27 protein-coding genes are annotated in these 24,361 nt (G+C 38.4%); 24 read left to right on the top strand and 3 right to left on the bottom strand.

Features of this window, described 5'->3' with window-relative positions:
* Nucleotides 1-2: 2 nt before the first annotated feature.
* From QNH29_RS19970 to mnhG, 3 genes are read left to right on the top strand one after another with little or no spacing between them, the layout of a single operon-like run.
* Complete coding sequence (locus tag QNH29_RS19970; RefSeq protein WP_283861078.1) at nucleotides 3-479, top strand: Na+/H+ antiporter subunit E; 477 nt, start codon at nucleotides 3-5, stop codon at nucleotides 477-479.
* Complete coding sequence (locus tag QNH29_RS19965; protein ID WP_283861077.1) at nucleotides 479-763, top strand: Na(+)/H(+) antiporter subunit F1; 285 nt, start codon at nucleotides 479-481, stop codon at nucleotides 761-763. The genes QNH29_RS19970 and QNH29_RS19965 overlap by 1 nt, the downstream gene beginning before the upstream one ends.
* A complete protein-coding gene (mnhG, locus tag QNH29_RS19960; RefSeq protein WP_283861076.1) occupies nucleotides 747-1,115 on the top strand; it encodes a monovalent cation/H(+) antiporter subunit G in 369 nt (122 codons plus the stop codon). The genes QNH29_RS19965 and mnhG overlap by 17 nt, the downstream gene beginning before the upstream one ends.
* A gap of 47 nt (nucleotides 1,116-1,162) precedes the next feature.
* Here the strand turns inward: mnhG and QNH29_RS19955 are convergent, their stop codons facing one another.
* Nucleotides 1,163-1,414 (bottom strand): hypothetical protein, encoded by a 252-nt coding sequence (locus tag QNH29_RS19955; RefSeq protein WP_283861075.1) that lies wholly within the window; start codon nucleotides 1,412-1,414, stop codon nucleotides 1,163-1,165.
* 211 nt (nucleotides 1,415-1,625) lie between these two features.
* Between QNH29_RS19955 and QNH29_RS19950 the strand changes: the two genes are divergently transcribed.
* From QNH29_RS19950 to QNH29_RS19905, 10 genes are all read left to right on the top strand, one after another.
* A complete protein-coding gene (locus tag QNH29_RS19950; protein ID WP_283861074.1) occupies nucleotides 1,626-1,772 on the top strand; it encodes a hypothetical protein in 147 nt (48 codons plus the stop codon).
* Between the two features lie 202 nt (nucleotides 1,773-1,974).
* Nucleotides 1,975-2,970, top strand: coding sequence for an ABC transporter substrate-binding protein (locus QNH29_RS19945; protein WP_283861073.1), 996 nt, complete (start codon nucleotides 1,975-1,977; stop codon nucleotides 2,968-2,970).
* 107 nt (nucleotides 2,971-3,077) lie between these two features.
* On the top strand, nucleotides 3,078-4,091 hold the full coding sequence (locus QNH29_RS19940; protein ID WP_283861072.1) for an ABC transporter permease: 1,014 nt from the start codon (nucleotides 3,078-3,080) through the stop codon (nucleotides 4,089-4,091).
* Nucleotides 4,084-4,878 (top strand): ABC transporter ATP-binding protein, encoded by a 795-nt coding sequence (locus QNH29_RS19935; RefSeq protein ID WP_283861071.1) that lies wholly within the window; start codon nucleotides 4,084-4,086, stop codon nucleotides 4,876-4,878. Before QNH29_RS19940 ends, QNH29_RS19935 begins: the two co-directional genes overlap by 8 nt.
* Before the next feature lie 396 nt (nucleotides 4,879-5,274).
* Nucleotides 5,275-6,390, top strand: coding sequence for a 4-hydroxyphenylpyruvate dioxygenase (gene hppD / locus QNH29_RS19930; RefSeq protein ID WP_283861070.1), 1,116 nt, complete (start codon nucleotides 5,275-5,277; stop codon nucleotides 6,388-6,390).
* Between the two features lie 58 nt (nucleotides 6,391-6,448).
* Nucleotides 6,449-7,057: a flavin reductase family protein gene (locus QNH29_RS19925; protein ID WP_283861069.1), complete on the top strand. Its 609-nt coding sequence runs from the start codon at nucleotides 6,449-6,451 to the stop codon at nucleotides 7,055-7,057.
* Nucleotides 7,058-7,073: 16 nt separating this feature from the next.
* On the top strand, nucleotides 7,074-7,997 hold the full coding sequence (locus tag QNH29_RS19920; protein WP_481858743.1) for a fumarylacetoacetate hydrolase family protein: 924 nt from the start codon (nucleotides 7,074-7,076) through the stop codon (nucleotides 7,995-7,997).
* A gap of 14 nt (nucleotides 7,998-8,011) precedes the next feature.
* Nucleotides 8,012-9,166 carry a homogentisate 1,2-dioxygenase gene (locus tag QNH29_RS19915; RefSeq protein ID WP_283861068.1) on the top strand — a complete coding sequence of 385 codons (1,155 nt, stop codon included), beginning with the start codon at nucleotides 8,012-8,014 and terminating at the stop codon, nucleotides 9,164-9,166.
* Nucleotides 9,167-9,304: 138 nt separating this feature from the next.
* The gene (locus QNH29_RS19910) at nucleotides 9,305-9,922 is read left to right on the top strand and encodes an NUDIX hydrolase (RefSeq protein WP_283861067.1); all 618 of its coding nucleotides are present in this window, start codon (nucleotides 9,305-9,307) and stop codon (nucleotides 9,920-9,922) included.
* A gap of 140 nt (nucleotides 9,923-10,062) precedes the next feature.
* Entirely contained in the window at nucleotides 10,063-11,424 is a 1,362-nt protein-coding gene (locus QNH29_RS19905; RefSeq protein WP_283861066.1) for an aspartate kinase, read from the top strand.
* 59 nt (nucleotides 11,425-11,483) lie between these two features.
* Here the strand turns inward: QNH29_RS19905 and QNH29_RS19900 are convergent, their stop codons facing one another.
* Nucleotides 11,484-12,080, bottom strand: coding sequence for a DUF2238 domain-containing protein (locus QNH29_RS19900; RefSeq protein WP_283861065.1), 597 nt, complete (start codon nucleotides 12,078-12,080; stop codon nucleotides 11,484-11,486).
* Nucleotides 12,081-12,496: 416 nt separating this feature from the next.
* On the opposite strand from QNH29_RS19900, the gene QNH29_RS19895 reads away from it, so the two are divergent.
* The 4 genes from QNH29_RS19895 to QNH29_RS19880 are packed head-to-tail and all read left to right on the top strand — an operon-like array spanning nucleotide 12,497 to nucleotide 15,921.
* Nucleotides 12,497-13,501: an ABC transporter substrate-binding protein gene (locus QNH29_RS19895; protein WP_283861064.1), complete on the top strand. Its 1,005-nt coding sequence runs from the start codon at nucleotides 12,497-12,499 to the stop codon at nucleotides 13,499-13,501.
* Nucleotides 13,502-13,549: 48 nt separating this feature from the next.
* Nucleotides 13,550-14,362: an ABC transporter ATP-binding protein gene (locus tag QNH29_RS19890; protein WP_283861063.1), complete on the top strand. Its 813-nt coding sequence runs from the start codon at nucleotides 13,550-13,552 to the stop codon at nucleotides 14,360-14,362.
* The gene (locus QNH29_RS19885) at nucleotides 14,355-15,119 is read left to right on the top strand and encodes an ABC transporter permease (RefSeq protein ID WP_283861062.1); all 765 of its coding nucleotides are present in this window, start codon (nucleotides 14,355-14,357) and stop codon (nucleotides 15,117-15,119) included. Before QNH29_RS19890 ends, QNH29_RS19885 begins: the two co-directional genes overlap by 8 nt.
* A gap of 49 nt (nucleotides 15,120-15,168) precedes the next feature.
* A complete protein-coding gene (locus tag QNH29_RS19880) occupies nucleotides 15,169-15,921 on the top strand; it encodes an ABC transporter permease (RefSeq protein ID WP_283861061.1) in 753 nt (250 codons plus the stop codon).
* A gap of 71 nt (nucleotides 15,922-15,992) precedes the next feature.
* Here the strand turns inward: QNH29_RS19880 and QNH29_RS19875 are convergent, their stop codons facing one another.
* Entirely contained in the window at nucleotides 15,993-16,781 is a 789-nt protein-coding gene (locus QNH29_RS19875) for an IclR family transcriptional regulator (RefSeq protein ID WP_283861060.1), read from the bottom strand.
* Between the two features lie 235 nt (nucleotides 16,782-17,016).
* Between QNH29_RS19875 and QNH29_RS19870 the strand changes: the two genes are divergently transcribed.
* The 7 genes from QNH29_RS19870 to QNH29_RS19840 all read left to right on the top strand — a co-directional run bounded on the left by QNH29_RS19870 (nucleotide 17,017) and on the right by QNH29_RS19840 (nucleotide 24,351).
* On the top strand, nucleotides 17,017-17,802 hold the full coding sequence (locus tag QNH29_RS19870; protein ID WP_283861059.1) for an alpha/beta fold hydrolase: 786 nt from the start codon (nucleotides 17,017-17,019) through the stop codon (nucleotides 17,800-17,802).
* 39 nt (nucleotides 17,803-17,841) lie between these two features.
* On the top strand, nucleotides 17,842-18,630 hold the full coding sequence (locus QNH29_RS19865) for an IclR family transcriptional regulator (protein WP_283861058.1): 789 nt from the start codon (nucleotides 17,842-17,844) through the stop codon (nucleotides 18,628-18,630).
* Nucleotides 18,631-18,825: 195 nt separating this feature from the next.
* Nucleotides 18,826-20,106 (top strand): MFS transporter, encoded by a 1,281-nt coding sequence (locus QNH29_RS19860; RefSeq protein ID WP_283861057.1) that lies wholly within the window; start codon nucleotides 18,826-18,828, stop codon nucleotides 20,104-20,106.
* 151 nt (nucleotides 20,107-20,257) lie between these two features.
* Nucleotides 20,258-20,797, top strand: a complete 540-nt coding sequence (locus QNH29_RS19855; RefSeq protein WP_179603806.1) for a cupin domain-containing protein — start codon at nucleotides 20,258-20,260, stop codon at nucleotides 20,795-20,797.
* A gap of 109 nt (nucleotides 20,798-20,906) precedes the next feature.
* Nucleotides 20,907-21,821 (top strand): VOC family protein, encoded by a 915-nt coding sequence (locus QNH29_RS19850; RefSeq protein WP_283861056.1) that lies wholly within the window; start codon nucleotides 20,907-20,909, stop codon nucleotides 21,819-21,821.
* A gap of 25 nt (nucleotides 21,822-21,846) precedes the next feature.
* Nucleotides 21,847-22,638 carry an SDR family oxidoreductase gene (locus QNH29_RS19845; RefSeq protein ID WP_283861055.1) on the top strand — a complete coding sequence of 264 codons (792 nt, stop codon included), beginning with the start codon at nucleotides 21,847-21,849 and terminating at the stop codon, nucleotides 22,636-22,638.
* A gap of 24 nt (nucleotides 22,639-22,662) precedes the next feature.
* A complete protein-coding gene (locus QNH29_RS19840; RefSeq protein WP_283861054.1) occupies nucleotides 22,663-24,351 on the top strand; it encodes a thiamine pyrophosphate-binding protein in 1,689 nt (562 codons plus the stop codon).
* Nucleotides 24,352-24,361: the final 10 nt, after the last annotated feature.

Here is a 24,361-nt window from a genome sequence, read left to right as displayed (position 1 = left end):
TTTTGGCATTTCAAATTTTATTGAATGTGGTATTAGCCCTATTATGGATGTTTATTAAGGTTTCCTATGATCCCGTTAGTTTTATAAAAGGATATATTTTTGGACTCCTTGTCATATTTGTGCTGCGACGTTACTTCCATGGCCGTTTTTATTTATTTCGATTATGGTCTTTTATAAAGCTGATCTTTATTTTTATTAAGGAATTAATCTTGTCCAATATAGCCATTGTAAAGATTGTTTTAAAACCTAAATTAGATATGAGGCCAGCTATTTTTTCAATGGACACAGAGCTTACGAAAGATTGGCAAATCACTTTACTCTCAAGTTTAATAACATTAACGCCAGGTACATTAGTGATTGATGTTTCAGACGATAATAAAACGCTTTTTATTCATGCGATGAATATTGGGGAAGTCGAAGACGAGATCAATAGTATTAAGAATTCCTTTGAAAAAGCTATTTTGGAGGTGAGCAGGTAATGATAGAAATTATTATTCGAATAGCTTTGTTATTCTGCTCCATCGCGATGCTTGGATTAATTTATCGGGTAATAAAAGGTCCCAGTGTCGCTGACCGAGTGATTGCATTGGATGCAATGGGTGTGAATCTTGTTGCCATTACAGCATTGATATCAGTCGTTTTAGACTCTCATGCTTTTCTCGAAATCATTCTTTTAATCGGTATTCTTGCCTTTATTGGAACAGTGGCGTTTGCTAAGTATTTGGAAAAGGGGGTTATTATCGAACGTGAGCGTAATCATTGATTTTCTCATTGGATTCTTTATCTTAGTTGGATCCCTATTTTGCCTAATTGCTACTATTGGCGTGATAAGACTCCCAGATGTTTATACGAGAAATCATGCGGCCTCCAAAGCTGCTACACTTGGAGTAATGTCAATTCTATTGGGAACATTTTTATACTTTTTTGCTCTGGAAGGTCATTTTAATTCGAGGCTAATCTTAGGAATTATTTTCCTTTTTATGACTTCTCCGATTGCTGGTCATTTAATTAACAGGGCTGCCTATAATTCAGGAATAAAACTTTGGGACAAGAGTGTAAGAGACGACTTGAAAGAATATAATAACAAGGTAATGGAGAAATCATCTGTTGACTAATAACAATAAAAAAAGTGTTCCGAATTATGTTTGGAACACTTTTCTTATTAATAGCCTATAATCCGAACATATTCTCTTGGTCTAAATGGCATATATACTTTCCATTGGATATTAGTGTTCTCATTGCTTACATTGGTATTCAGCGGAGTGAACTCATTATTCATAGGAACTATATTCTGGTTATTGATATAAGAGTCGACCTCATTAAATTGATGATAATTTTGGTGCTTATTCAGGAACCAAGCACCAGATAATAGCAATGTAAAAATTGATAAACTTACCACTATTTTCAATTTCATTTTGAACTTACACCTCCCATATAGGATTAGTTTGTACAAAAAGTTGTATTTTTATATGAACTACTTTTAATGATGAATAATCATTAAACTTTAGCATACCTATTCTAACAACAATAATAGGGACTAGGTCCATTGGATTTTCTTTTGTTTCACCCCCACAAATGTCCACTAGGGTACGAATACTTTGGTAAATATACAATGGAGGTTAGATATGGGAACTATTATGATTGATATCGATAAGCTGCTAGAGAAAACTGCAAATCTAACATCTGAGAAATGCATAAATAAGTTGAAAACAATAGAAATCGATAAATTATTAGAGCAGACACAGGATTGGAAGATAAATATTATTAACTAGATAATTGAATAGGTTACCGCTAAGCTCCCGCGTTACTGGGGGCTTTTTGTTTTTTTAGAATAGTTGAAAAATTTGTCGCTTTAAAGCGGAAAATAATTTTTAGGGAATTCTATTGCTTTTAATCTAAAAAAATACTAGAATAACTTTTATAATATAATAAATTTTTAAAAAATTATAAAACAGGTATTAGGGGGATGTAAACATGAAAAAGGGTGTAAAGGCATTGTCTTTTGCCTTGGCAGGAATGATAATGCTTGCTGGGTGCGGCAGCAAAGAATCAGCTGGGGGAACAGAAAAAGAAGGGGAAAAGGTATTTAAAATTGGGATATCCCAATATGCTACACATCCATCATTGGATGCCGCAACTGAAGGATTTAAAAAGGCATTAAAGGATAAAGGTATTAATGTTAAGTATGACGAGCAAAATGCTCAAGGTGAATCGGCAAATGTTCAAACGATTTCTAATAATTTTGTTGGGGATAAAGTCGATCTTATTTTTGCTAATGCAACTCCAAGTGCAACAGGTGCATTAAATGCTACGAAGGAGATCCCAATTATTTTTACTTCTGTAACGGACCCTGTGGGTGCTGAATTAGTAAAGTCATTTGATCAGCCGGGTGAAAATATCACTGGTACAACCGATAACCATCCTGATGGAACAGCAAAAACGATAAACTTTATTACAGAAGAAGTAAAAGCGAAAAAAATTGGTGTTATCTATAATTCTGGTGAACAGAACTCTATCGTACAAGTGGAAGAAGTGAAAAAATTAGCTGAAGATAAAGGTGCTAAGCTAGTGGAAGTGTCTGTCTCTACCTCTGCTGAAGTAAAGCAGGCTGCTGAATCCTTAGTGGGTCGTGTTGATGCTATCTATATTCCAACAGATAATACGGTTGTTTCTGCTCTTGAGTCTGTTATTTCAGTTGCAAACAGCAAAAAAATCCCTTTATTTGTTGGTGAGTTAGATTCGATGAAAAAAGGTGCAGTTGCTGCGAGTGGCTTTGAATATTTCGATATTGGCTATCAATCAGGTTTAATGGCGGCTGAAATTTTAAGCGGGAATAAGAAGCCTTCTGAAATTCCAGTAGAATTGCCAAGCAGCTTAACGCTTGTTATTAATAAGAAAGCTGCAGAAGAACAGGGGCTTAAAGTGAAAGAGGAATGGAAAAACCTTGGTGAGTTTTACGAAGGGGAATAATAAACAGTTTTAAAGCTGGGAGTCAGCCGCTAACATGGTTGACTCCTTCATCACTACATTAGGATCTTATTCAATTAGAACAAAGACTTAAAGAAAGGATGATCTCAATGTTTATAGCCATATTTGGATCATTTGAAGCAGGTATCATCTACGCGATTATGGCACTGGGCGTCTATCTTTCCTTTCGTATCCTGGATTTTCCGGATTTAACGGTAGATGGGAGTTTTGTAACAGGTGCAGCTTTGTCAGCAGTCTTGATAGCTGGCGGGGTTAATCCGTTTTTAGCCACTATATTTGCACTATTTGCAGGTTTTGCAGCAGGCTGTATGACAGGACTGCTGCATACCTTTGGGAAAATTAATAATTTGCTTTCCGGTATTTTAATGATGATTGCCTTATATTCTATTAATCTTAGAATAATGGGAAGATCAAACATTCCCTTATTAAATACGGAAACTTCTTTCACACAAATCGGTGGGATTTTCGAAAATATGGGAGTAGATTCTTTTTTTAATGGTTTGTTAACGATGGTGGGTCTTGGGGAAAGCCTTCCTGATACATGGGGAATTCTAATTTTTATGATTATCGTAACCTTCGTAATTAAATGGCTGACCGATTTATTTTTACAAACGGAAATTGGTCTTGCTGTAAGAGCAACCGGTAACAATAAACAAATGATTCGCAGTTTCTCTGCTAATACGAACCTTCTTACCATTCTTGGACTTGGGTTATCCAATGCTTTGGTTGCATTTTCAGGCGCATTAATAGCACAGCAAGGTGGATTTGCGGATGTAGGTATGGGTATCGGGATGATTGTAATTGGTTTAGCCTCTGTTATTATCGGTGAAGCATTGTTTGGTACTAAATCGATTGCGCGTGCTACTCTTGCAGTTATCGGAGGATCGATTATCTATCGTATTGTGGTTACTCTTGCATTAAGGGTGGAATTTCTAGATCCTGGTGATATGAAGGTAATTACAGCATTAATTGTTATCATTGCCTTAACAGCACCAAAAATGATTGATCACTCTAAAGAAAAGAAGCGTAAAGCGCGGAGAAGACAAGAGAAGCTGAATATGTTACAGGCAACGGCTGAGACAAAGGGGGAGAACCATGCTTGAATTAAATCAGATTCATAAGATTTTTAATGAAGGTACTCCCGATGAAAAAATTGCAATTGATCATATTAATTTGACTTTAAAACCAGGTGATTTTGTTACGGTTATCGGAAGTAACGGTGCAGGGAAATCAACATTAATGAATATTATTTCAGGGGTATTAGTACCCGATGTTGGTGAAATCCAAATTGCTGGCAAAAATGTAACCACCATGTCAGAGTATAAGCGATCAAAAATGATTGGACGGGTATTTCAGGACCCAATGGCAGGTACTGCACCCAGCATGACGATTGAGGAAAACTTGGCGATGGCCTACTCCCGAAATAAAACGAGAACTTTCAGGAGAGGTGTCACGAAAAAAAGACGTGAATATTTCCGAGAAGTTCTTGAATCCTTGCACCTTGGACTAGAGAACCGTTTAAGTGCAAAGGTAGGATTGTTGTCAGGAGGAGAACGACAGGCATTATCGCTGTTAATGGCCACATTCACTGAACCTTCTATTTTATTGCTTGACGAGCACACGGCTGCACTGGACCCATCGAGAGCGGAATTAATTACCAACCTAACGCGGGAGATTGTTGGGAAATATCAGCTTACAACGTTAATGGTTACCCATAATATGCAGCAAGCAATTGATCTCGGAAATCGCTTAATCATGATGGATAAAGGTCAAATCATTTTAGAAGTTGATGCTGAAAACAAGAAAAACCTAACGATTGAGGGATTATTAGAAGAATTTAAACGAATTCGCGGCGTTCAAATGGCCAGCGACCGTGCGGTATTGTCATAAAACAATGGAGAAACAGCCTTTTTATGGGGCTGTTTCTTTTTGTTTAGTGTGTTATTGGCATAGTGGAGAGAAGCCACATGCCTGAAAAAAGAAAAGGGCTGGCGTTGGGGAAAGTGGAGAGCCCCCACTTTCCCGAAAAAGGAAAGACGCTGGCGTTCGGGTAAGGTGGAGAACTCCCACTTGCCCGAAAATGGAAAGAGGCAGGCGTTGGGGAAAGTGGAGATACCCCACTAGCTCGAAAAAGAAAACCGCTGGTGTTCGTTGGTAAAAAGGACTGACAAATCTTTATTACTCAACAGCGTTACTGCTTTACCCCCTGCTCTTGATGGGACACGTCAGTATCAATTAATATATATTCTGAATATTATTAATTAAAAGATAATAGGAGGAATATAAATGAAAGAAAAACGCTTAAAAGCCGAAGAACTTGTTAACGATTTCTTTCCTGTTAGGGATGTCGACTATATAGAAATTTACACAGGTAATGCAAAACAAGCCTGTCATTTTTTCTGTACAGCATTCGGGTTTAAGCCGGTAGCATACTCTGGCCTTGAAACAGGAAATCGTGAAACCGTTTCCTATGTCCTCCAACAAAGGAATATCCGTTTAGTCCTCACAGGTTCCTATAAAGAAGGTACAGGCGCTGCCCAGTTTGTAAAAAATCATGGTGATGGTGTTAAAGATGTTGCACTATTAGTTGATGATGTTGATAAGGCATTTAATGCTGCAGTTGAACGTGGCGGCATTGCCCTAGTACCGCCATTTGAGCTAAAAGATGATAAGGGTACCATTAAAAAAGCCGTTCTCGGTACATATGGAGATACCATCCATACGTTAGTAGAACGCAAGAATTATCAAGGTGTTTTCATGCCGGGCTACCAGCCGTATTCTGTTTACCTTCCAATTGAGGATGCTGGATTAATTGGTTTTGATCATGTGGTCGGTAACGTGGAGAGTATGGAAGAATGGGTCGAATATTATTCTAAAGTAATGGGATTCGTAGAGATGAAGCATTTTACAGATAAAGATATTACGACTGAGTATTCCGCGTTAATGTCGAAAGTTATGCATAATGGAGGTAGAATTAAGTTCCCAATTAACGAACCAGCAGAAGGGAAACGTAAATCACAAATTCAAGAGTATTTAGAATTCTATAATGGTCCTGGGGTACAGCACCTTGCAATTCTAACAGAGGATATCGTCTCAACTGTTTCCACCTTGAAAAAGAATGGAGTTGAGTTCCTCAATACACCGGCTGCCTATTATGAGGATTTAGGGCAGCGAATCGGCAAAATTGATGAAGAAATTGAGAAGCTCCGAGAATTAAATATATTGGTCGATCGTGATGATGAAGGCTACTTGCTGCAAATATTCACCAAGCCTATAGTCGATAGACCTACATTATTCATCGAAATCATCCAGCGTAAAGGTGCGCGAGGATTTGGTGAAGGTAACTTTAAAGCCTTATTTGAATCTATTGAAAGAGAACAGGCTCGAAGAGGTAACTTATAAGAGGAAAGGGAGAAGATTCTCCCTTTTTTTAAGAGTTTAAAGAAGAGAGGTGTTTAGAATGGAAGTGTCACCAGATACACTCGAATGGAGAGACGCCTATAAGCTGCTCATTGGCTCAATTTTGCCTCGTCCAATCGCTTTTGTGTCAACTATGGATGAAGATGGAAATGCCAATGCGGCTCCCTTTAGTTTTTTTACTGCGATATGCGCTGACCCTATGCTGATTTGTTTTTCCCCAATGAGAAGGGGGAGTGACGGAGCAAAAAAAGACACACTTGTAAACATAGAAAAAACAAAGCAATTTGTGATTAATATCGTTAGTGAAAATATGGCGAAACAGATGAACGATTGTGCGGTCGAATTTCCTCCAGATGTGGATGAACTTGACGAAGCGGGTTTTACAAAAGAACCTGGTCTTAGGGTGAAAGTCCCTCGTATTAAGGAATCTCTCGTTCATTTAGAGTGTGAACTCTATCAAGTGTTAGATTTTGGCGACAAACCGGGCGGAGGGAGTCTAGTAATAGGGAAAGTAGTGAACATACATGTTGATGATCAATTATTCCAGAATGGGAGAATAGATACCTTAAAACTGCAGCCGATAGGGAGAATGGCTGGGAATACTTATACCAATCCATTAGGTAAAACGTTCGATATTATTAGGAAATAGGAAACTAGGTGACAATATGAGATTCATAACCTTTGAAAAAAGTAATAGAACTGTAAGGTCCGGGATCCTGTTAGAGTCTGATCTTGTTATTGATATAGATGAAGCAACGAACGGAAAGTTACCGGGAAATATGATTGACTTCCTTGAGAAGAGTGATAGTAACTTAAAAATTGCTCAGGATCTATTGCAGTTATCTATTGGTGATAAAGGTGTATATTCATTAAATGAGATTACGTTACTGGCACCACTCCCTCAACCAAAAAGTTTCCGTGATTTCTATGCATTTGAACAGCATGTTAAATCTGCCAGGGAGAACAGGGGACTGGAAATGATTCCGGAGTGGTATCAAATACCTGTCTTTTATTTTTCGAATCATCTGGCGATAAAGGGTCCTGAAGACACAATATCTAAGCCTGTCGATTGCAATTGGCTTGATTATGAGCTTGAAGTTGCTTGCATTATTGGAAAGCAGGGGAGAAATATCGCTGCTGTAGAAGCCGAAGATTATATTTTTGGTTATTGTATCCTTAATGATTGGAGCGCACGGGATCTTCAACGACAGGAAATGAAGGTAGGGTTGGGACCAGCAAAGGGGAAGGATTTTGCCACCTCAATTGGACCGTGGATTATCACCAAGGATGAGATGGATCCATTAAGATCGGGTAAAGGCTTTGACATCAGTATGAAGGCTAGGATTAATGGTGTCCTTCTTTCTGAGGGGAATATGAAGGAAATCTATTACTCGTTTGGAGAAATGATTGAGAGGGCCTCAGCGGGCGTCACATTGTATCCTGGTGAAATCATCGGTTCTGGAACAGTTGGAACAGGATGTATCCTAGAACTTGGAACAGAGGCCCACCGCTGGCTGCAGCCGGGTGACGAGGTTGAATTAGAGATTGATAAACTCGGTGTATTAAAGAATACCATCATAAAAGATTGAAGTGAGGTGAAATCATGTATTATCGGCAAATGGGCAGGATTCCTCAAAAACGCCATACGATGTTTAAAAAAGACAATGGAAGTCTCTTTCGAGAACAGGTAATGGGTACAAGAGGTTTCTCAGGCACACAATCGATTCTATACCATCATTACATGCCAACGGAAGTTCTGAAAACAGATTTGATTGGCAGTTATTTACCAGAATACGAGGACCAGCAATCCTTACAGCACCGCCTTTTTTTAACAAATAAAACGGTCAAAAAAGGAGATAATCTTACTGCAAGGGAATATATTCTTGGAAATCAGGATATATTGATTGGTACTGCAGCCGTTAATGAACCGATGAAGAGCTATTACCGTAATGGAGATGGGGATGAAATGCTGTTTGTTCATTACGGTTCAGGCAAGCTTGAAACCATGTTTGGAACCATTTCCTATCGAGCAGGCGATTATCTAATCATACCTATCGGAACCATTTATCGGCTGATTCCCGATGAGAAGGAAGCTACAAAACTGTTGTTTATCGAATCTTTTAGCCAAATTACAACGCCCAGAAGATATCGAAATGAATATGGACAATTGCTTGAGCACAGCCCATTCTGTGAACGTGATTTTCGTGGTCCCGAAATACTAGAAACCTATGACGAAAAAGGAGAGTACGAGATCATAACAAAATCGCGGGGATCTCTTCATTCTCATATAACTGGTCATCATCCTTTCGATGTCATCGGCTGGGATGGATATCTTTACCCTTGGGCTTTTAATGTGGAGGATTTTGAACCAATCACAGGAAGAATTCATCAACCGCCTCCTGTTCATCAAACCTTCGAAGGTAATAACTTTGTCGTTTGTTCGTTTGTGCCAAGACTGTTTGATTATCATCCAGAAGCCATACCTGCACCCTACTATCATAGTAATGTGAATAGTGATGAACTACTTTATTACGTTAAAGGGAATTTCATGAGTCGAAAAGGGGTGCAATTGGAATCTATTACCTTACATCCAAGTGGAATTCCACATGGTCCGCACCCAGGAAAGATAGAGGCTAGCATTGGAAAAAAAGAAACGCTGGAACTAGCCGTTATGATTGATACCTTTCATCCGCTTAAAGTTGTTAAGTCCGCACATTTGATAGAGGACCCAGATTATATGTTTTCGTGGGTGGAATAATAACCGTTGTGTATTTAAAACAATCCAAGCATTGAATATTGGGTTGTTTTTTCTTGGTTAAAAATAATATGATAAGCATTATATAAATAGTTAATGATAGTATGGTTGTATAGACTTTTTACATTGGAGGTGACAATCATGAATTTTGAATATGTTGAATCGAAATTAAAAAATCATACACCTAGTATTTTGGGAAGTGATAAATTTTCAAGATATGCGGTGATGGTTCCGCTTATACAAAAAGAGGATGGAATTCACGTCTTGTTTGAAGTGCGTTCACTCCAGCTGCGAAGGCAGCCTGGAGAAATTTGTTTTCCAGGGGGGAGAATAGATCCCCAGGATATAGATGAAAAAAGTGCAGCAATTAGAGAAACAATCGAAGAATTGGGGATAAGGAGAGAAAGCATATCGGAGGTTTATCCACTTGACTTCATGATTTCTCCTTTCGGAATGATGATTTATCCTTTTGCAGCAATTATTAAAGAACCAGAAAAGATACAGCCAAATCCAGCAGAAGTAGGAGAAGTTTTCACAGTACCTTTACCGTATTTTATTGAAAATGATCCAGATATTTACCATATTCATTTTAAGGTGGAGCCCGAGGAAAATTTTCCATTTGATTTAATTGTTGGTGGAGAAAATTATAATTGGCGCACCAGGGCGCTCGATGAATATTTTTACCGATATGATGAAAAAGCAATTTGGGGTCTTACTGCTAAAATCCTTTCCCATTTTATTGAAATAATCAAACAGTGAAGAGGTAGAAATTTCACTGCTTTTTTTTATTTGTCCTTCCCAGAAATACAAATGTCCTTTTTAGGAAGAAAAAAAGACTTGATTATTTTCTGAATAGGATTAAAATTAAGATTATACTTTTTGGGATAGGTGATGTTGTGATGAAGGTAGTAAAGTTTGGTGGATCCTCTTTAGCGTCAGGAGAACAAGTCGAAAAAGTCTTTCAGATTGTGATGTCTGATTCTGAGCGAAAAGTAGTTGTAGTATCTGCTCCTGGGAAGAGGTTTGCTGAAGATGAGAAGGTAACGGACTTGTTGATTGAGTGCGCTGAACTATGTTTGCAAGATAGCAATCCAGAGGAAAAGTTCAACGCCGTTATTTCTAGGTATGCCTCCATTGCAGCGGAGTTAGCTCTCCCTAATGATATAATTAGTGAAATACATCACGATTTATCAGAGAGATTAAATGGAGACCGTAGTAAGCCTGACCGGTTTATGGATCTCTTAAAAGCTAGTGGTGAGGATAATAACGCAAAATTAGTAGCGGCTTACTTTAGGTCACGTGGTGTAGAGGCAACGTATGTAAATCCAAAAGACGCAGGTCTGCTTGTCAGTGATGAACCTGGAAATGCACAGGTCTTATCTGAATCGTATGAGAAGTTATATTCATTACGCGAGATTCCAGGAATCATCATTTTTCCAGGATTTTTCGGCTATAGCAAGCAAGGTGAAGTCTTTACGTTCTCCCGGAGCGGCTCCGATATAACTGGTTCGATTTTAGCAAACGGCATTAAAGCAACTCTATATGAAAATTTCACGGATGTAGATGCTGTTTTTTCTGTTAATCCAAACCTCGTATCCCATCCAAAGGAAATTAAAGAGTTAACCTACCGAGAAATGCGGGAATTATCTTATGCAGGATTTACAGTGCTGCATGACGAGGCACTTGTACCGGCTTTCCGTGCAGGTATCCCAGTGCAAATTAAGAACACCAACAATCCAGTTGCACCTGGTACACGAATTGTGTATTCACGTGATAATACGAACGGACCTGTTGTGGGAATAGCAAGTGATAAAGGATTCTGCAGCATTTACGTTAGTAAATACTTAATGAATAGAGAAATTGGCTTTGGGCGAAAGCTGTTGAGTATTTTGGAAGAGTATGGATTATCGTATGAACATACACCTTCAGGGATTGATGATGTTTCCATCATCTTGAGAGAGGCCCAGATCGACCCAGACATGGAAAATGAAATTATCTGGAGAATTGAGTCCGAGTTGCATGCTGATGAGGTAAAAGTCCAGCACAGCCTTTCACTCATTATGGTGGTCGGTGAAGGAATGCGCCGAAATGTGGGAACAATGGCACGAGCCTCTAAAGCGTTAGCGGAGGCAGAAGTGAATATTGAAATGATTAACCAAGGTTCATCCGAGGTTAGTATGATGTTCGGTGTAAAACAAGTTGACGAAAAAAGAGCGGTTCAAGCTCTATACGATGAGTTTTTCGCAGCAGTACTCGTATAAAACGAAAGAAAGCAGATCTAAAATTAACTTTTTAGACTGCTTTTTTTATGTAGATCAAATTATGATAATTGAGGATGCTGATGGCTTTTCCTTAATTTTATTTTTGTTCTTACCCCAGCCCAAAGGGCAATGATTAGCCCTCCTCCTGTATCGGAAATTAAATCAATCATGGTATCATCATTTCCGCCGCCTTGTAACGTCATATTGAAAAATTGATCACAGCTAAACTCATAGATTTCCCATATCACACCGCCTAAAGCAGCGAAGGATAAGGTGAACAGGAAGATAATCCAAGGCGATATTTCCACCTCTGCATCTCGATGAACCAACCTTTCATATAACGCAATACCGGCAAACGCAAGGATAGCACCACTTAGGAAGTGCACAAAGGTATCCCACCAGCCAAGACCATACCAGCCTAGAATCGAGCCGCAGTATTGTGAACCGACCAAGAAAAGTAAATAGAAAATAACAATTGGCAAATTGAACTTGAGTTTGGTAAATAGGCCTAAGAGAAGTGGAACGGCCCCACAAACCATCCCACCGATAGCAACGGTTGATTTATAAGATTCCCCTTCCGAACGATAATAAAAAAATAGGATAGCCATAAATGCCACATACAGGAAACTTAGTAAAAGGACAAGTTTTCGATTCATTTATTTCACCTCAGGTAGAATGCTGATTATTATATTATAGCCAGTTCTGGGCTTCCTCACCCAGAATCTTGAATAATTTCCTGATTCATTATGGCTCTCTAGCCACCACACAAACTTTATGGAAAAACTTTAAAGCTAAAAAAGTCTCAGGAAACTGAAGACTTTTTTTATTTATGATTAACTGAAAATTATATATTTTCAAATAAATAAATTGACTACTATCACAACTGTTATTACAATGTACATATAGCAAAACTTGTTTTTGTATATAAAACACAAAGGGAGGTGATCGTGCTGTAAACATCTAATTTTGCCTTTCATATCTACATGAAATCGAAAATGGAACAAATGGGATGATTTTAGTAAGGGGATGTCAATCGTTTTGAAAATTTGAGAGAGAATGGGAGTTGTTAGTATTGAAAAAATACTTACTATTTTTCGGTTTGATTACATTAGCCTTAATGCTTGCCGCATGTTCCGGCAAAAAGTCATCAGGAACTTCTGAAACGAAAGATGGAGGAGTTGTAGAAATTAACTTCGGCGGGGGATTTGCAACCGAAGAACCAATTTGGCTTTTCGAGGCAGACCCATCGTTAGCCAAAAATCTTGGAAAAACTTATAAACTTAATCTCTCTCAATTTAGAGCAAATGCTGATAGATTAAATGCCTATCAAGCTGATCAAATTGATGGGGGAACATTAGGACAAGGTGCGGCCATTCTATCGAGCTCCCAAGGGGTTGAGATGAAAGTAGTAGCTGTTGTGTCCAAGGATACACCGGATGTAGGCTTCAATTCAGCTTTCATGACATTAAAAGATTCAGAAATTAACGACATTAAGGACCTTAAAGGAAAAACAATTGGGCTTTCTGATTTTAAATCTCCTACTGATATGTGGGTTCGAAGTGCATTAAGATCCGCTGGTTTAGATCCGGATAAAGACGTGAAATATGCAATTACTCCAATTCCAGCCATGACGGAAGCAGTCAAATCTAAAAAAATTGATTTAGGAATGTTCCCGCAACCATTTGGTGCTGCTGCCGAAGAGAGTGGTGAGTTTAAAACCATTTTTACCTCTAAAACAGGAGTTCCATTCGATGAAGATTTCCTCGTTATGTTTTTACACCCAGACTTTATTAAAGAAAATAAGAAAGCTGTAAAAGACTTCCTAGCTGACTATGCAAATATCGTAAAGTATTACCATGAAAATGGACCAGAAGCAAGACAAAAGATTATTGATAAAACGAAAAAGGTCCAAGCTGATCCTGAAATCTATGTAAACATGACCGATAATAATCGTTCTGCCTATATTAACAAAGATGGTTGGGAAAAAGTACAGGATCTAATGTTAAAAGATAAATGGATTGAGAAAAAGATTGATCTGGATGATTTAATTGATACATCTCTGTTGCCATCTGAATAAGTAGTGCGGGGACATTTGTCCTCGCATTTATAAAGAGGAGGAGTTCAAATGACCAAAAAGCATGCTGCAATGGAAATTGAAAATTTGAGAAAGGTTTATTCGTCCACTAAAAAGGAAGAAGTCGTTGCGATAAAAGATGTTAGTTTAACAATTCCTGAAGGGAAATTTGTTAGTATTGTCGGACCAAGCGGCTGTGGTAAGAGTACATTTTTACACATTGTCGGCGGATTTATTGAAAAAACTACTGGAAAAGTAAAAGTCAGAGGTAAAGAGGTTGAAAAGCCAGGACCGGACAGAGGAATGATGTTTCAAGAGTCTGCACTGTTTCCATGGTTAAATGTATTTGAGAATGTTGCTTGGGGATTAGATATTCAAGGGGTTGCAAAGAAAGAAAGAAATGAAATTGTTGAAAAGTATTTAAAACTGGTTCGTTTATGGGACTTCCGAAATCAATTGCCTTCTCAATTGTCTGGAGGAATGAGGCAGCGGGTATCACTTGCCCGAATACTAGCCTTTGATCCAGAAGTGTTATTGATGGATGAACCATTTGGTGCCTTAGACGCGCAAACAAGAGAGGAAATGCAGGTTGAACTGCTCCGAATATGGAGTGAATCGAAGAAGAGTGTTCTATTTGTTACCCATGATATTGAAGAAGCCGTATTCTTAAGCGATACTGTTGTGGTTTTTTCCGGCCGACCTGCCGTTATTTCGGAGGTTATCGATATAAAGTTTCCTCGACCTAGAGATTTAAATCTCTATAAAACTGCTGAATTTAGAGATTATCGAAACCAAATTTGGGATTTGCTTCATCAAGAGCATCATAAACCAGTCCAAATTATATCGGAGGTAGTCAATGGATAATAAACCTCTCCGAATGATTGCTGTAATTGAGCTATTGACCATATTTTTAATATGGGAACTCCTAGCAATCTTTCAATGGTTCCCATCCTACTTATCAAGCCCCTTGGCTATTATTAAATCAATGGGTGAACTTTGGGTGGATGGAGATTTATTAAATCATATCGGCTCAAGTCTATTTAGATCACTGATGGGCTTTTTATTAGTTGTAATCGTGGGTGTTACTCTAGGAATCTTAGCAGGTTATTATCGTAGAGTGGGGACATTCTTTGATCCAATTGTAAACATGTTAAACCCCATACCAAAGATTGCGTTACTTCCTATCTTAATGGTTTGGTTTGGTATAACAGATACTACTCGGATCTTAATTATCTTTTTAACAGCATTCTTTCCGTGCTTTGTTGCGACAAGAGATGGGGTAAAATCCATAAAGCAAGTTTATTTGTGGTCAGGACAAAATATGGGAGCAAGCACGTTTCAATTATTAAGAAAAATTGTATTTCCAGTTACACTTCCTAAGATTTTTGATGGATTAAGAGTTTCATTAGGATTGACCTTTGTTATGATGTTTTCATCAGAAATCATTGGGGCTGCGAACGGTTTTGGGTTAGGTTTCTTAATTCTTAATGCCGATCTTGGAGGAAGAACAGACTATATGTTTGCTGGTGTAGCATTCATCGGATTACTGGGTTTTATCTTTGATAAACTATTACTTACAATTCGAAGCAAAGTATTATGGTGGGATGTTAATAAAGTATAATCCCAGGTTGATAATAGAGAAAATTACTAGTGATTGATGAGGTGAAAGAATGATCAAAAAGATTTGGAATAAAGTAGTAGATTATCAATCTATTTTTATATTATTAATTGTATGGGAAGTGATTGCAGCACTTGGTATTATGCCAGAAAGGCTATTCCCATCCATGTTTGTTGTGATTGGGGTGGCGTACGATCTAGCCATATCACCGTTACTTTGGGATAATTTATCAGTTACAATGGTCCGTGTATTGAGTGGATTTACGATTGCCGCTGTAATTGGTGTCCCACTGGGAATCATGATGAGCCGTTTTAGTCTAATGAACAAATTAATGCAGCCGATGCTTTCAATTGGCTATCCGATACCAAGGGTAGCACTATACCCAATTCTAGTTTTTATGCTGGGTATTGGTTCAGGTTCTAAAATATTTTTAATCGTTTTGGAGTGCTTGTTTCCTATCATTATTAATACCTACTATGGTGCATTAAGGGTAAATCATATTTATGTTTGGGCTTCACAGAATATGGGGGCTAATCATTTCAACATGTTTTGGAAGGTATTGCTGCCTGCAACAGCACCGTCCATTTTTACTGGCTTGAGAATTGCCCTTCCTTTAGCTCTCATTATTTCAATATTGACAGAAATGATTAGTTCAACAGAAGGAATGGGATATTTATTAAGTTTTATGTCTTCATCACTTGTCCAAGAAAATGTATTAGCATCCGTAATGTTGATTGCTATAATAGGCTATTTAATGAGTGTTATTCTAGATGTAATACAGAAAAAGTTTATTTATTGGCATTGAAAAGAGGGGATATCGATAAACATTCCGCATTCTTTCTATTAATGTAGGAATATCGATTTCCCCTGCCACGCCTAACTATGTTGGTGATAACCAGAATAGGAAGATAGTTTGTCCGCATGTCTTAGCAATGCAGGAATAACGGTTTCTGTAATAAAATCACCTTTACAGACGGCGACAGGTGCTACAACATTGATTGCAGCAATGATATGACCCTGTTTATTTAAAATTGGAGCTGCAACAGAAAAAATCCCGTTTTCAAATTCTTCATCGCTTGTAGAATATCCTTTTTCCTTAATTTCTCTTAATTCATTTTCCAGGGCAAGTAATTGTGTTTTTGTCTTGCCTGTATAGGATTTTAATTCATTCCCGTTAAGCATAGCAGATAGCTTTTCTTCTTTTTGAAATGCAAGCAATACTTTCCCTAAAGCAGTAGCATGTGCAGGAAGCCTTGAACCAACGGTAACATTGACAGTAGATACACCTTTCCCAGGAACTCTAGCGATATAAGCTACTTCATTGCCTTCAAGTATTCCGAGATGTGTTGATAACCCAGTTTCGTCTCTGAGTTCTTCTAAATAAGGTCGTGCTAAATCTAACAAAGGCATTGTATTCAAATAGGTGAACCCCAGTTCAAGAACTTTAGGTGTCAGTTCATATCTTTTCGTTAATTCATCCTGGCGAATATACCCTAAGGATTGAAGGGTGAACAAGATACGGTATGGAGTTGTCCTACTAACATTAAGTTTATTCGCAATTTCAGATAGAGAAAGAGTAGGCATGTCTCCATTGAACATCTTTAGTATTTCTAATCCCCTAACAAGGGAATTGGATAAATATCGATCATTTTTATCTTCAGACATATAGATATCACTCCTAGTAAAACAGTAGTTGAGACAAATGGATTCGTTAGTTAATTAAAAGATTCGTTAATAGTATACAACATTTTCCTAGTCAACGCCTTATTACAAATAGGGAAATTTGTTTGAAATATCAATTAATCAGAAAATTCCATTGACTAATTGATAAAATATTATATTATGTAAAAGTGAAACGGTGTTTTGTAGAAAAAACATAAATATGTTCAGGAGGTAGTATATGCCATATCTATCGGTACAGGACTTATCCATTCATTATGAGATAGAAGGTAATGGAAAACCGATCATCATTCTCCATGGGATGGGGAACAACTCTCAATCCTGGAAAAAACAATTAGCAGGGCTAAGTGACCGTTATACGGTCATCGCTTGGGACGCACCTGGATATGGAAAAAGTTCAGACCCTAAAGAGGAATTGAGAGAGTTTAGGCAGTTTGCAGATGTTTTAAAAGGCTTTATCGAAGCCCTAAACTATAAATCTGTAACTCTTTTAGGACATTCAATGGGCTCTGCGATTGCACTTGATTTATGTTATCGTTTTCCTGATAAGGTGGACAGACTAATCATCTCAGATGCAACTAGAGGGGCAGCCGCGTTAAGTGTTGAAGAAAACCAAAATAAATTAGCAGCACGTCTACATAATATTGATACATTAGACCCAAAGGAAATTGCTGCAAAAAGAGTGAAGGAACTTTTGTCTCCTAATCCTGACCCTGAAGTAAAGAAGGAAGCGGAAAGAATCATGTCTCAAGTAAGACCAATGGGATATCGCTCAGTGGCATATTCTCTCTTTCATCTAGACCAAATGAATATGTTGTCCTCTATTATGACAAGGACACTAGTCATTTGTGGAGAATTGGATAAGGTAACCCCTGTGAGTGAGTCAGAGATTTTCCATAGTCATTTGAAAAATTCTGTGTTCGAAATCATACCAGGTACAGGACATTTATGTTATCAAGAAGATCCAAACAACTTTAATAAAATTGTCCTGGATTTTCTTAAATAATTTGCAGGATTTAGAACCGTTAAGGGAGGTGTAGAACTTATGACAAAGGAAGATAAGGAACGTTATAATGCCAATGCGTTAGTTAGAGGATTAGAAATATTAAAGTTGTTTGGTGAAGACCGCCCGACATTATCATTGGTTGAAATTGCAAAAGAATTAAACGTAAGTCGCACAGTACCATTTAGGTTATTATTTACTCTTCAATCACTTGGATACCTAGCTCAAGATGAAGCTACTAAGCGATACAGTTTAACTCCTAAAGTTTTAGAAATAGGATTTTCATATTTAAGCAGTTTAAGGCTTCCAGAAATTACTCAGCCATATATTGAAAGCTTAAGAGATGAAACAGGAGCTTCCTGTCATCTGTCGATATTGGATGGGCATGAAGTTGTTTATGTAGGGAGCGCCCCTGTAAGAGGCATTTCAGCCATTAATGTGAATATTGGGCTTAGACTCCCCGCTCATGCAACGGCAAATGGGAAGGTACAGCTTGCATACCAATCGAAGGAGAATTTAAATATGGTTTTATATGGATCAAATCTAAAACCATATACAGATAGGACTCAAACCGATTTCCTGGGTCTACAAGAAGAATTAGAAGAGATTCGTAACAAAGGTTATGCGATTACTAAAGGAGAATTAACGTTAGGGATTCAATCAGTCGCAGCACCAATATTTGATCGCTCAGGAAAAGTATTGGCAGCTGTTAATGTAGTCGCTACTGAAAATACATTCCACAATGAGTTTATTGAAAAGGTTGCATTGCCAAGGGTATTAGAAACATCAGCTAAATTGTCTAGTTATATGGGCTATCAAATGAAAAATTAAATAAGTAGAAAAGGCTTGCAAATGCAAGTTTTTTTTTGTGCTTTAATCTAAATGTGTTTTATATTTAAAACATAATTTTAATAATAAAACAATTTATTCATTTTGTATTGACATAATATTCTTGTAACTTTAAAATTAAGATAAGGAAAAACGGTGTTTCCTATATAAAACAAAACTTAGGCAAGGGGGAAATCTATGTTAAAGGGCAACAAAAGGTGGTTATATATTGCAATTCCAATCTTTTTCTTTTGGTTTTTTGGACAAATTGATAAGTTAGGTATTTCAGTAATCCAAACGGATCCAACCTTCTTAGCAGACCTAGGTTTAACTGGTGAAGATAAAAATGCTAAAATAGGGTTCATCACATTCATCTTTACAGTTGCCTATGCTTTCTCAAATCTATTTTGGGGCTTTATTATTGATAGATTAGGGGCTAGAAAAACAGCTATCATGGGTCTCTGTGTTTGGACACTCACGATGATATTTGGCGGGATGGCAACTTCCTATGAGATGTTTCTTGTAAGCCGTGTGATTCTAGGATTTGGTGAAGGGATGATGATTCCTGTCTGTGGAAAATTTATATCCAATTGGTTTAACCATCGCGAACTTGGAAGAGCTCAATCTTCGTGGCTGGCTGGGAACTACTTTGGACCTGCCTGTGGAGCGGTAATATTAAGCTTAGTAATCGCTACTTTTCATTGGGAAGCCGCATTTTTCTTTTTAGCTGGATTTAACCTTTTCATCGTCATACCTATGTTTGTATTTTTAACAAGAGATACTCCTGAAGAACATCCCCTTATTGATTCAAAGGAGATAGCGTATATTCGCACTCCCGATCCAAATGAAAAAATAAAGCCAAAGCAAAACTTTACGCAAGATTATCGTTATTGGATTGTTTGGTTTGGAATGCTTATGTCTTCATTTTTATTTTTTGGGATCAGTATCTGGCTCCCGACCTATTTAGTTGAAGCAAAAGACTTCTCAAGGGAGGCCATGACTGGTATCACCTCATTATCTTGGCTGTTTGCATTATGCTTCGTACTAGCTTGCGGATATTTAGCGGACAAAACGAAGCGGCCAAGTTTACTTGCTACCATATTATTCAGTTTAACTGCAATTTTTCTAGCCTCGGCCATCCTTGCCCCACATCCTGTTATAGCAGGAATTTGTATGGGACTAGCAATGGGAACCCAAGGTGGAGTTTTCCATTTAAGTAATCTATTTATTGTAAAATATTCTACACCAGCGACGGCAGGTCGTGCTGCAGGTTTAATGGGATTCACGAACATACTTGGTGGTTTTTCAAGCTATATTATGGGCTGGCTTCGTGATCTATCAGGTGGGGACTTTGGACCTTCGATTGTGATGTTAATCGTGGCAGCAGGTTTAGGTTTTGCAGCATATCTATTTACATTAAAAAAAGAAGCCACTGATGTTCGAAGTCTTAAAGTTAATTCTGATAGAGTAATTATTTAGAAAGCGGTTACCAATATAAAATATTGTTCTGAATTTTCTCAATATTTTTAATTGACAATAAAAGTATTGAGATTTAAAATTGGTTTATAAAGAAAACAATGTTTTATATTTAAAACAAAATAAAAATTAAATTTATAGGAGAGTGTTTTTGATGGCAGAAGAAAAATTTAATGTAGCAGAGTTTGAAAAGAAATATGTGGCTAGATTACAAGACCGTACTTTAGATTGGAACGTTTTAAAGTTTCAAGAAGAAATTGATCCAAGATACAAAAGAGCTCAAATGAGATATATCGGCCGTGGAGCCACAGCTAATAATGACTCAAATGTGATTGCGGCAGAACATTTTACACTTAGCACGATGGTTCTTCCGGCTGGATGTATTGGTCCATTACATTTACATGATGATGTTGAAGAGGTTTTCTTTATTCTCAAGGGCAGTGTGAAAGCGCTTATTCAAGAGGTAGGGAAAGATGAAGTCCATGAAATTCGCTTAAATGAAAGAGATTGCATTAGCTCACCTCCAGGTGTATACCGTGGTATCCACAACGATGGCGACGAAGAAGCGTTAATGCTAGTCATGCTTGGAGCCGTTAAACCAAACCTTCCTACTTATGTAGAAGGCAGCCCGCTTGAAGAGCTACGTATTCAACGTGCGAAAGAAAGAGAAGCAATTATCAACGGTAATAAATAAATATTTTTTAAAAAAATCTTCTTTGATGGGGATGATCCTCTAACTTTCATTGGGATCATCCCTATTATGTTACAGTTGTAATAATAGAAGGATTTATGGAGGCGCAAACATGGTTGGTATTACCCATTTAAGACATATTGGTTTAATAACCCCAGTCCTGCAAGAACAGGCAAATTTTTATGAGACAATTTGGGGCTTAGATAAGGTAGCGCAAGACGAAAAAACCATATATTTTCGTGGCGCCGGCCCTGAAAATCACATCTTAAGCTTACATGCAGGTGAAAAGAGAGGCCTGCACCATATCGCTTTTGGTATGGTCGATAAAAATGCCGTTGATAGAGCGGCAGAATTCCTTGCTTCTAAAGGAGTAAAAATCATAGCCGCCCCTGGTTATCTAGATGAAGAAGGAAAAGGTTATGGTCTGCGGTTTGTTGATCCCGAGAATCGATGTATCGAATTATCTGCATGGGTTGAGATGCATACAACCATCTGGAATAAGAAAAATGTTGACCCCGTTAAACTTAACCATGTCGTAATGAATACAGCAGACCTTGATATGATTACCGATTTTTATACCAATATTATCGGTTTTAAAGTTACCGATTGGAGCGAACATCAGATGTCCTTCCTTCGCTGTAACCGGAAGCACCATTCACTTGCATTTAATCAAGATAAACATGCTTCAGTTAACCATATAGCCTATGAAGTAGATACTGTTGATGAAGTTATGCGTGGAATTGCCAATGTGAGGAAGGCTGGGTATCAAGAGATTTGGGGACCAGGACGTCATGGCCCTGGTAATAATATTTTCTGCTACTTCCAGGATCCCGCAAAGTTTGTCATGGAATATACCTGTTATTTAGAGACGATTGAAGATGAAAGTGAATGGAGAGCTCGGGTTTGGAAGCGTGTCCCTCATTTGATGGACCAATGGGGAATTGCTGGACCTCCAAAGCCAGAAACACGAGCAGCAATGGGTGGAGAACCGGACCCTGGATGGGTAAACGTAAAAGCACTGCTCTAAAGGTTAGATAATAAGGGGTGTCGAAATGGACTTAGGTTTAAAAGGCAAAATAGCGGTCATTATGGGAGGAACTTCTGGTGTTGGATTAAAAGCAGCTGAGTTGTTCCTCCAAGAAGGTGCCAAAGTAGCAATTTGTGGCAGGAATAACGAGCGAAAAGAGAAAGCATTTGATAACTTATTACAATTTGGGTCAGCAGATTCTATCTATGCTGCAACCTGTGATGTTACGAATAAAGATGATGTTAACGCATTTATAAACGGTGCTGCAGCTTACTTTGATGGCATTGATATATTAGTAAATTCTGCTGGTCAAAGTGTAATGGGCTACTTTTTTGATGTCAGCGACGAACAATGGATGGAGCAAATTCAATTAAAATACTTTGCCATCATTTATGCTGTAAAAGCAGCTCATCCGTACCTTGTTAAAAGAGGCGGAGGAAGAATTATTAATATTAACGCAACGCTGGCCAAAGAGCCTGAACGTCATATGATTGCGACAGCAGCTACGAGAGCTGGCCTATTAAATTTAAGTAAAACCCTTTCTCAAGAGCTTGCAGCTGATAATATTCTAGTAAACTCAGTCAGCCTAGGATTGATACGAACTGACCAATGGGAGCGTAGGAGAATGAAAAATGCTCCAGATATGGATCCAGAACAGTATTATGCTGATTTAGCAAAGAAGCGGAATATACCATTAGGGCGTGTTGGGGAAGCTGAAGAGGTTGCCAGTGTCATTATCTTTTTAGCCTCTAAACAAGCAAGCTATGTATCGGGTTCTACTATAGAAACGGCGGGAGCGCTCGGGAAAGCACTATAATACGAATAAAGGCAGGAGTAAATAATGAGTCCACAAGTTCAAATGGAATTTACAACGGCAGATGCTATTGTTCAAGAATTAGTCCGAGCAGGTGTAACCACAGCTTTCGGTATTGTCAGCATCCATAACATGCCGATTTATGATGCAATTCTTCGTGAAGGAAGCATTCACCTCGTTTGTTCGCGCGGTGAAAGCGGTGCGGTAAATATGGCTGATGGGTATGCCCGTGCCACAAGTAAATTGGGTGTAGTTATTACTAGTACGGGGACAGGTGCTGGAAATGCGGCAGGTTCACTTATTGAGGCTTGGGCAGCAGGCGTACCTGTCCTGCATTTAACGGGTGAAGTGGCCTCCCCTTATTTAGGTACGGGAAGAGGGTATATTCACGAATGTAAGGATCAGTTGTCGATGATGGAAGGAGCCTGTAAAAAGGCAATTCGTTTAAGAAAACCAGAGCAAACAGCTGCTGTAGTTAGACAAGCGATTCAAGATGCATTAGCAGCTCCGTCTGGACCAGTTTCACTTGAAATTCCCATAGATTTTCAATCTGCAATTATTCCAAATCAGCCTATTGAAGAAGTCAGATTCGCAGTTCAAACGAATCATTTAGCTTTAGATTTACCCAAAGAAATTGTATCCAAAATCACTAATGCTAGCCGACCTGTTATTTGGGCAGGTGGAGGGGTCATTAGTGCAGACGCGTCACAGGAAGTGAAGCAATTAGCAGAATTGATTGGTGCAGCAGTTATTACAAGTCAATCAGGTAAAGGAAGTATACCAGAGGATCACCCTCAGTGTATCGGTCACTTTGCTGCATATGAGTTAACGAAAAAGTTATTAAAGAGTTCTGATTTATTAATCAGTATTGGTGTAAGATTTAGAGGAAATGAAACGGCGAACTGGAAAGTAACTGTTCCGAAAGAACATATTGCTATTGATGCAGATTGGCAAGCGATTAATCGAAACTATGAAGTTACCAATGGGTTAGTAGGGGATGCCAAGCAAATCCTGCATACAATCATTCAAGAACTATCTAAAAAAGAATTACAGCCTGACCCAGCTTATCTAGATGAAGTCCAATCGGTTCGTCAGGAATTGCGGGCAGCGTTACGAGCAACCCTTGGTCCATATGAACAAATTCTAGATGGCATGCGAAAAGTATTGCCACGAGATACTATATTAGTTCGTGACGTAACCGTCCAAGCAAATGTGTGGGGAAGCCGATTATTTGAAATTTATGAACCTCGTACATCTATCCATGCATCTGGGGGAGGAATTGGTCAGGGGTTACCTACTGCCATTGGCGCACAAGTGGCTTTCAAAGACCGGCAAGTAGTGTTGATGGCGGGTGATGGCGGATTTATGGTGAATGTCGGCGAAATGGCAACAGCCGCTCAAGAAAACTTACCATTAATCGTGGTACTTTTCGATGATGCTGGCTACGGGGTGCTCCGGAATATTCAAGACGCTGCATATGGCCGGCAAGTTGCAGTCGACCTCTTAAGTCCTGATTTTGTAATGTTAGGTCAATCTTTTGGGTTTGATTCCACGAGAATCGGCTCTCCCGATGAATTTGTATCCGCACTTGAAAATGCAGTTGGTACTAAAAAACCTACGATGATTGTGGTTGATATGGAAGCTGTCGGACCAATGGCTAAACCATTTGGAGGACCTCCAGGTGCAGCAGATGCATTCAAACCGAGAAAGCTTTAAGGGGGGAAAA

The organism is Neobacillus sp. DY30 (assembly GCF_030123065.1).
GTDB lineage: Bacteria > Bacillota > Bacilli > Bacillales > Cytobacillaceae > Neobacillus.
The sequence above is the reverse complement of the archived record's forward strand: the minus strand, read 5'-3'. Positions and strand labels throughout refer to the sequence as shown.

Bases quoted from the DNA above. Each gene is read 5' to 3' on its own strand.
- QNH29_RS19915 (WP_283861068.1), top strand. From the start codon at position 8,012: ATGTATTATCGGCAAATGGGCAGGATTCCTCAAAAACGCCATACGATG.
- QNH29_RS19885 (WP_283861062.1), top strand. From the start codon at position 14,355: ATGGATAATAAACCTCTCCGAATGATTGCTGTAATTGAGCTATTGACC.
- QNH29_RS19920 (WP_481858743.1), top strand. From the start codon at position 7,074: ATGAGATTCATAACCTTTGAAAAAAGTAATAGAACTGTAAGGTCCGGG.
- QNH29_RS19875 (WP_283861060.1), bottom strand. From the start codon at position 16,781: ATGTCTGAAGATAAAAATGATCGATATTTATCCAATTCCCTTGTTAGG.
- QNH29_RS19950 (WP_283861074.1), top strand. From the start codon at position 1,626: ATGGGAACTATTATGATTGATATCGATAAGCTGCTAGAGAAAACTGCA.
- QNH29_RS19880 (WP_283861061.1), top strand. From the start codon at position 15,169: ATGATCAAAAAGATTTGGAATAAAGTAGTAGATTATCAATCTATTTTT.
- QNH29_RS19870 (WP_283861059.1), top strand. From the start codon at position 17,017: ATGCCATATCTATCGGTACAGGACTTATCCATTCATTATGAGATAGAA.
- QNH29_RS19860 (WP_283861057.1), top strand. From the start codon at position 18,826: ATGTTAAAGGGCAACAAAAGGTGGTTATATATTGCAATTCCAATCTTT.
- QNH29_RS19840 (WP_283861054.1), top strand. From the start codon at position 22,663: ATGAGTCCACAAGTTCAAATGGAATTTACAACGGCAGATGCTATTGTT.
- QNH29_RS19845 (WP_283861055.1), top strand. From the start codon at position 21,847: ATGGACTTAGGTTTAAAAGGCAAAATAGCGGTCATTATGGGAGGAACT.
- QNH29_RS19890 (WP_283861063.1), top strand. From the start codon at position 13,550: ATGACCAAAAAGCATGCTGCAATGGAAATTGAAAATTTGAGAAAGGTT.
- QNH29_RS19855 (WP_179603806.1), top strand. From the start codon at position 20,258: ATGGCAGAAGAAAAATTTAATGTAGCAGAGTTTGAAAAGAAATATGTG.
- QNH29_RS19940 (WP_283861072.1), top strand. From the start codon at position 3,078: ATGTTTATAGCCATATTTGGATCATTTGAAGCAGGTATCATCTACGCG.
- QNH29_RS19910 (WP_283861067.1), top strand. From the start codon at position 9,305: ATGAATTTTGAATATGTTGAATCGAAATTAAAAAATCATACACCTAGT.
- QNH29_RS19900 (WP_283861065.1), bottom strand. From the start codon at position 12,080: ATGAATCGAAAACTTGTCCTTTTACTAAGTTTCCTGTATGTGGCATTT.
- QNH29_RS19935 (WP_283861071.1), top strand. From the start codon at position 4,084: ATGCTTGAATTAAATCAGATTCATAAGATTTTTAATGAAGGTACTCCC.
- hppD (WP_283861070.1), top strand. From the start codon at position 5,275: ATGAAAGAAAAACGCTTAAAAGCCGAAGAACTTGTTAACGATTTCTTT.
- QNH29_RS19865 (WP_283861058.1), top strand. From the start codon at position 17,842: ATGACAAAGGAAGATAAGGAACGTTATAATGCCAATGCGTTAGTTAGA.
- QNH29_RS19965 (WP_283861077.1), top strand. From the start codon at position 479: ATGATAGAAATTATTATTCGAATAGCTTTGTTATTCTGCTCCATCGCG.
- QNH29_RS19850 (WP_283861056.1), top strand. From the start codon at position 20,907: ATGGTTGGTATTACCCATTTAAGACATATTGGTTTAATAACCCCAGTC.
- QNH29_RS19925 (WP_283861069.1), top strand. From the start codon at position 6,449: ATGGAAGTGTCACCAGATACACTCGAATGGAGAGACGCCTATAAGCTG.
- QNH29_RS19945 (WP_283861073.1), top strand. From the start codon at position 1,975: ATGAAAAAGGGTGTAAAGGCATTGTCTTTTGCCTTGGCAGGAATGATA.
- QNH29_RS19905 (WP_283861066.1), top strand. From the start codon at position 10,063: ATGAAGGTAGTAAAGTTTGGTGGATCCTCTTTAGCGTCAGGAGAACAA.
- QNH29_RS19955 (WP_283861075.1), bottom strand. From the start codon at position 1,414: ATGAAATTGAAAATAGTGGTAAGTTTATCAATTTTTACATTGCTATTA.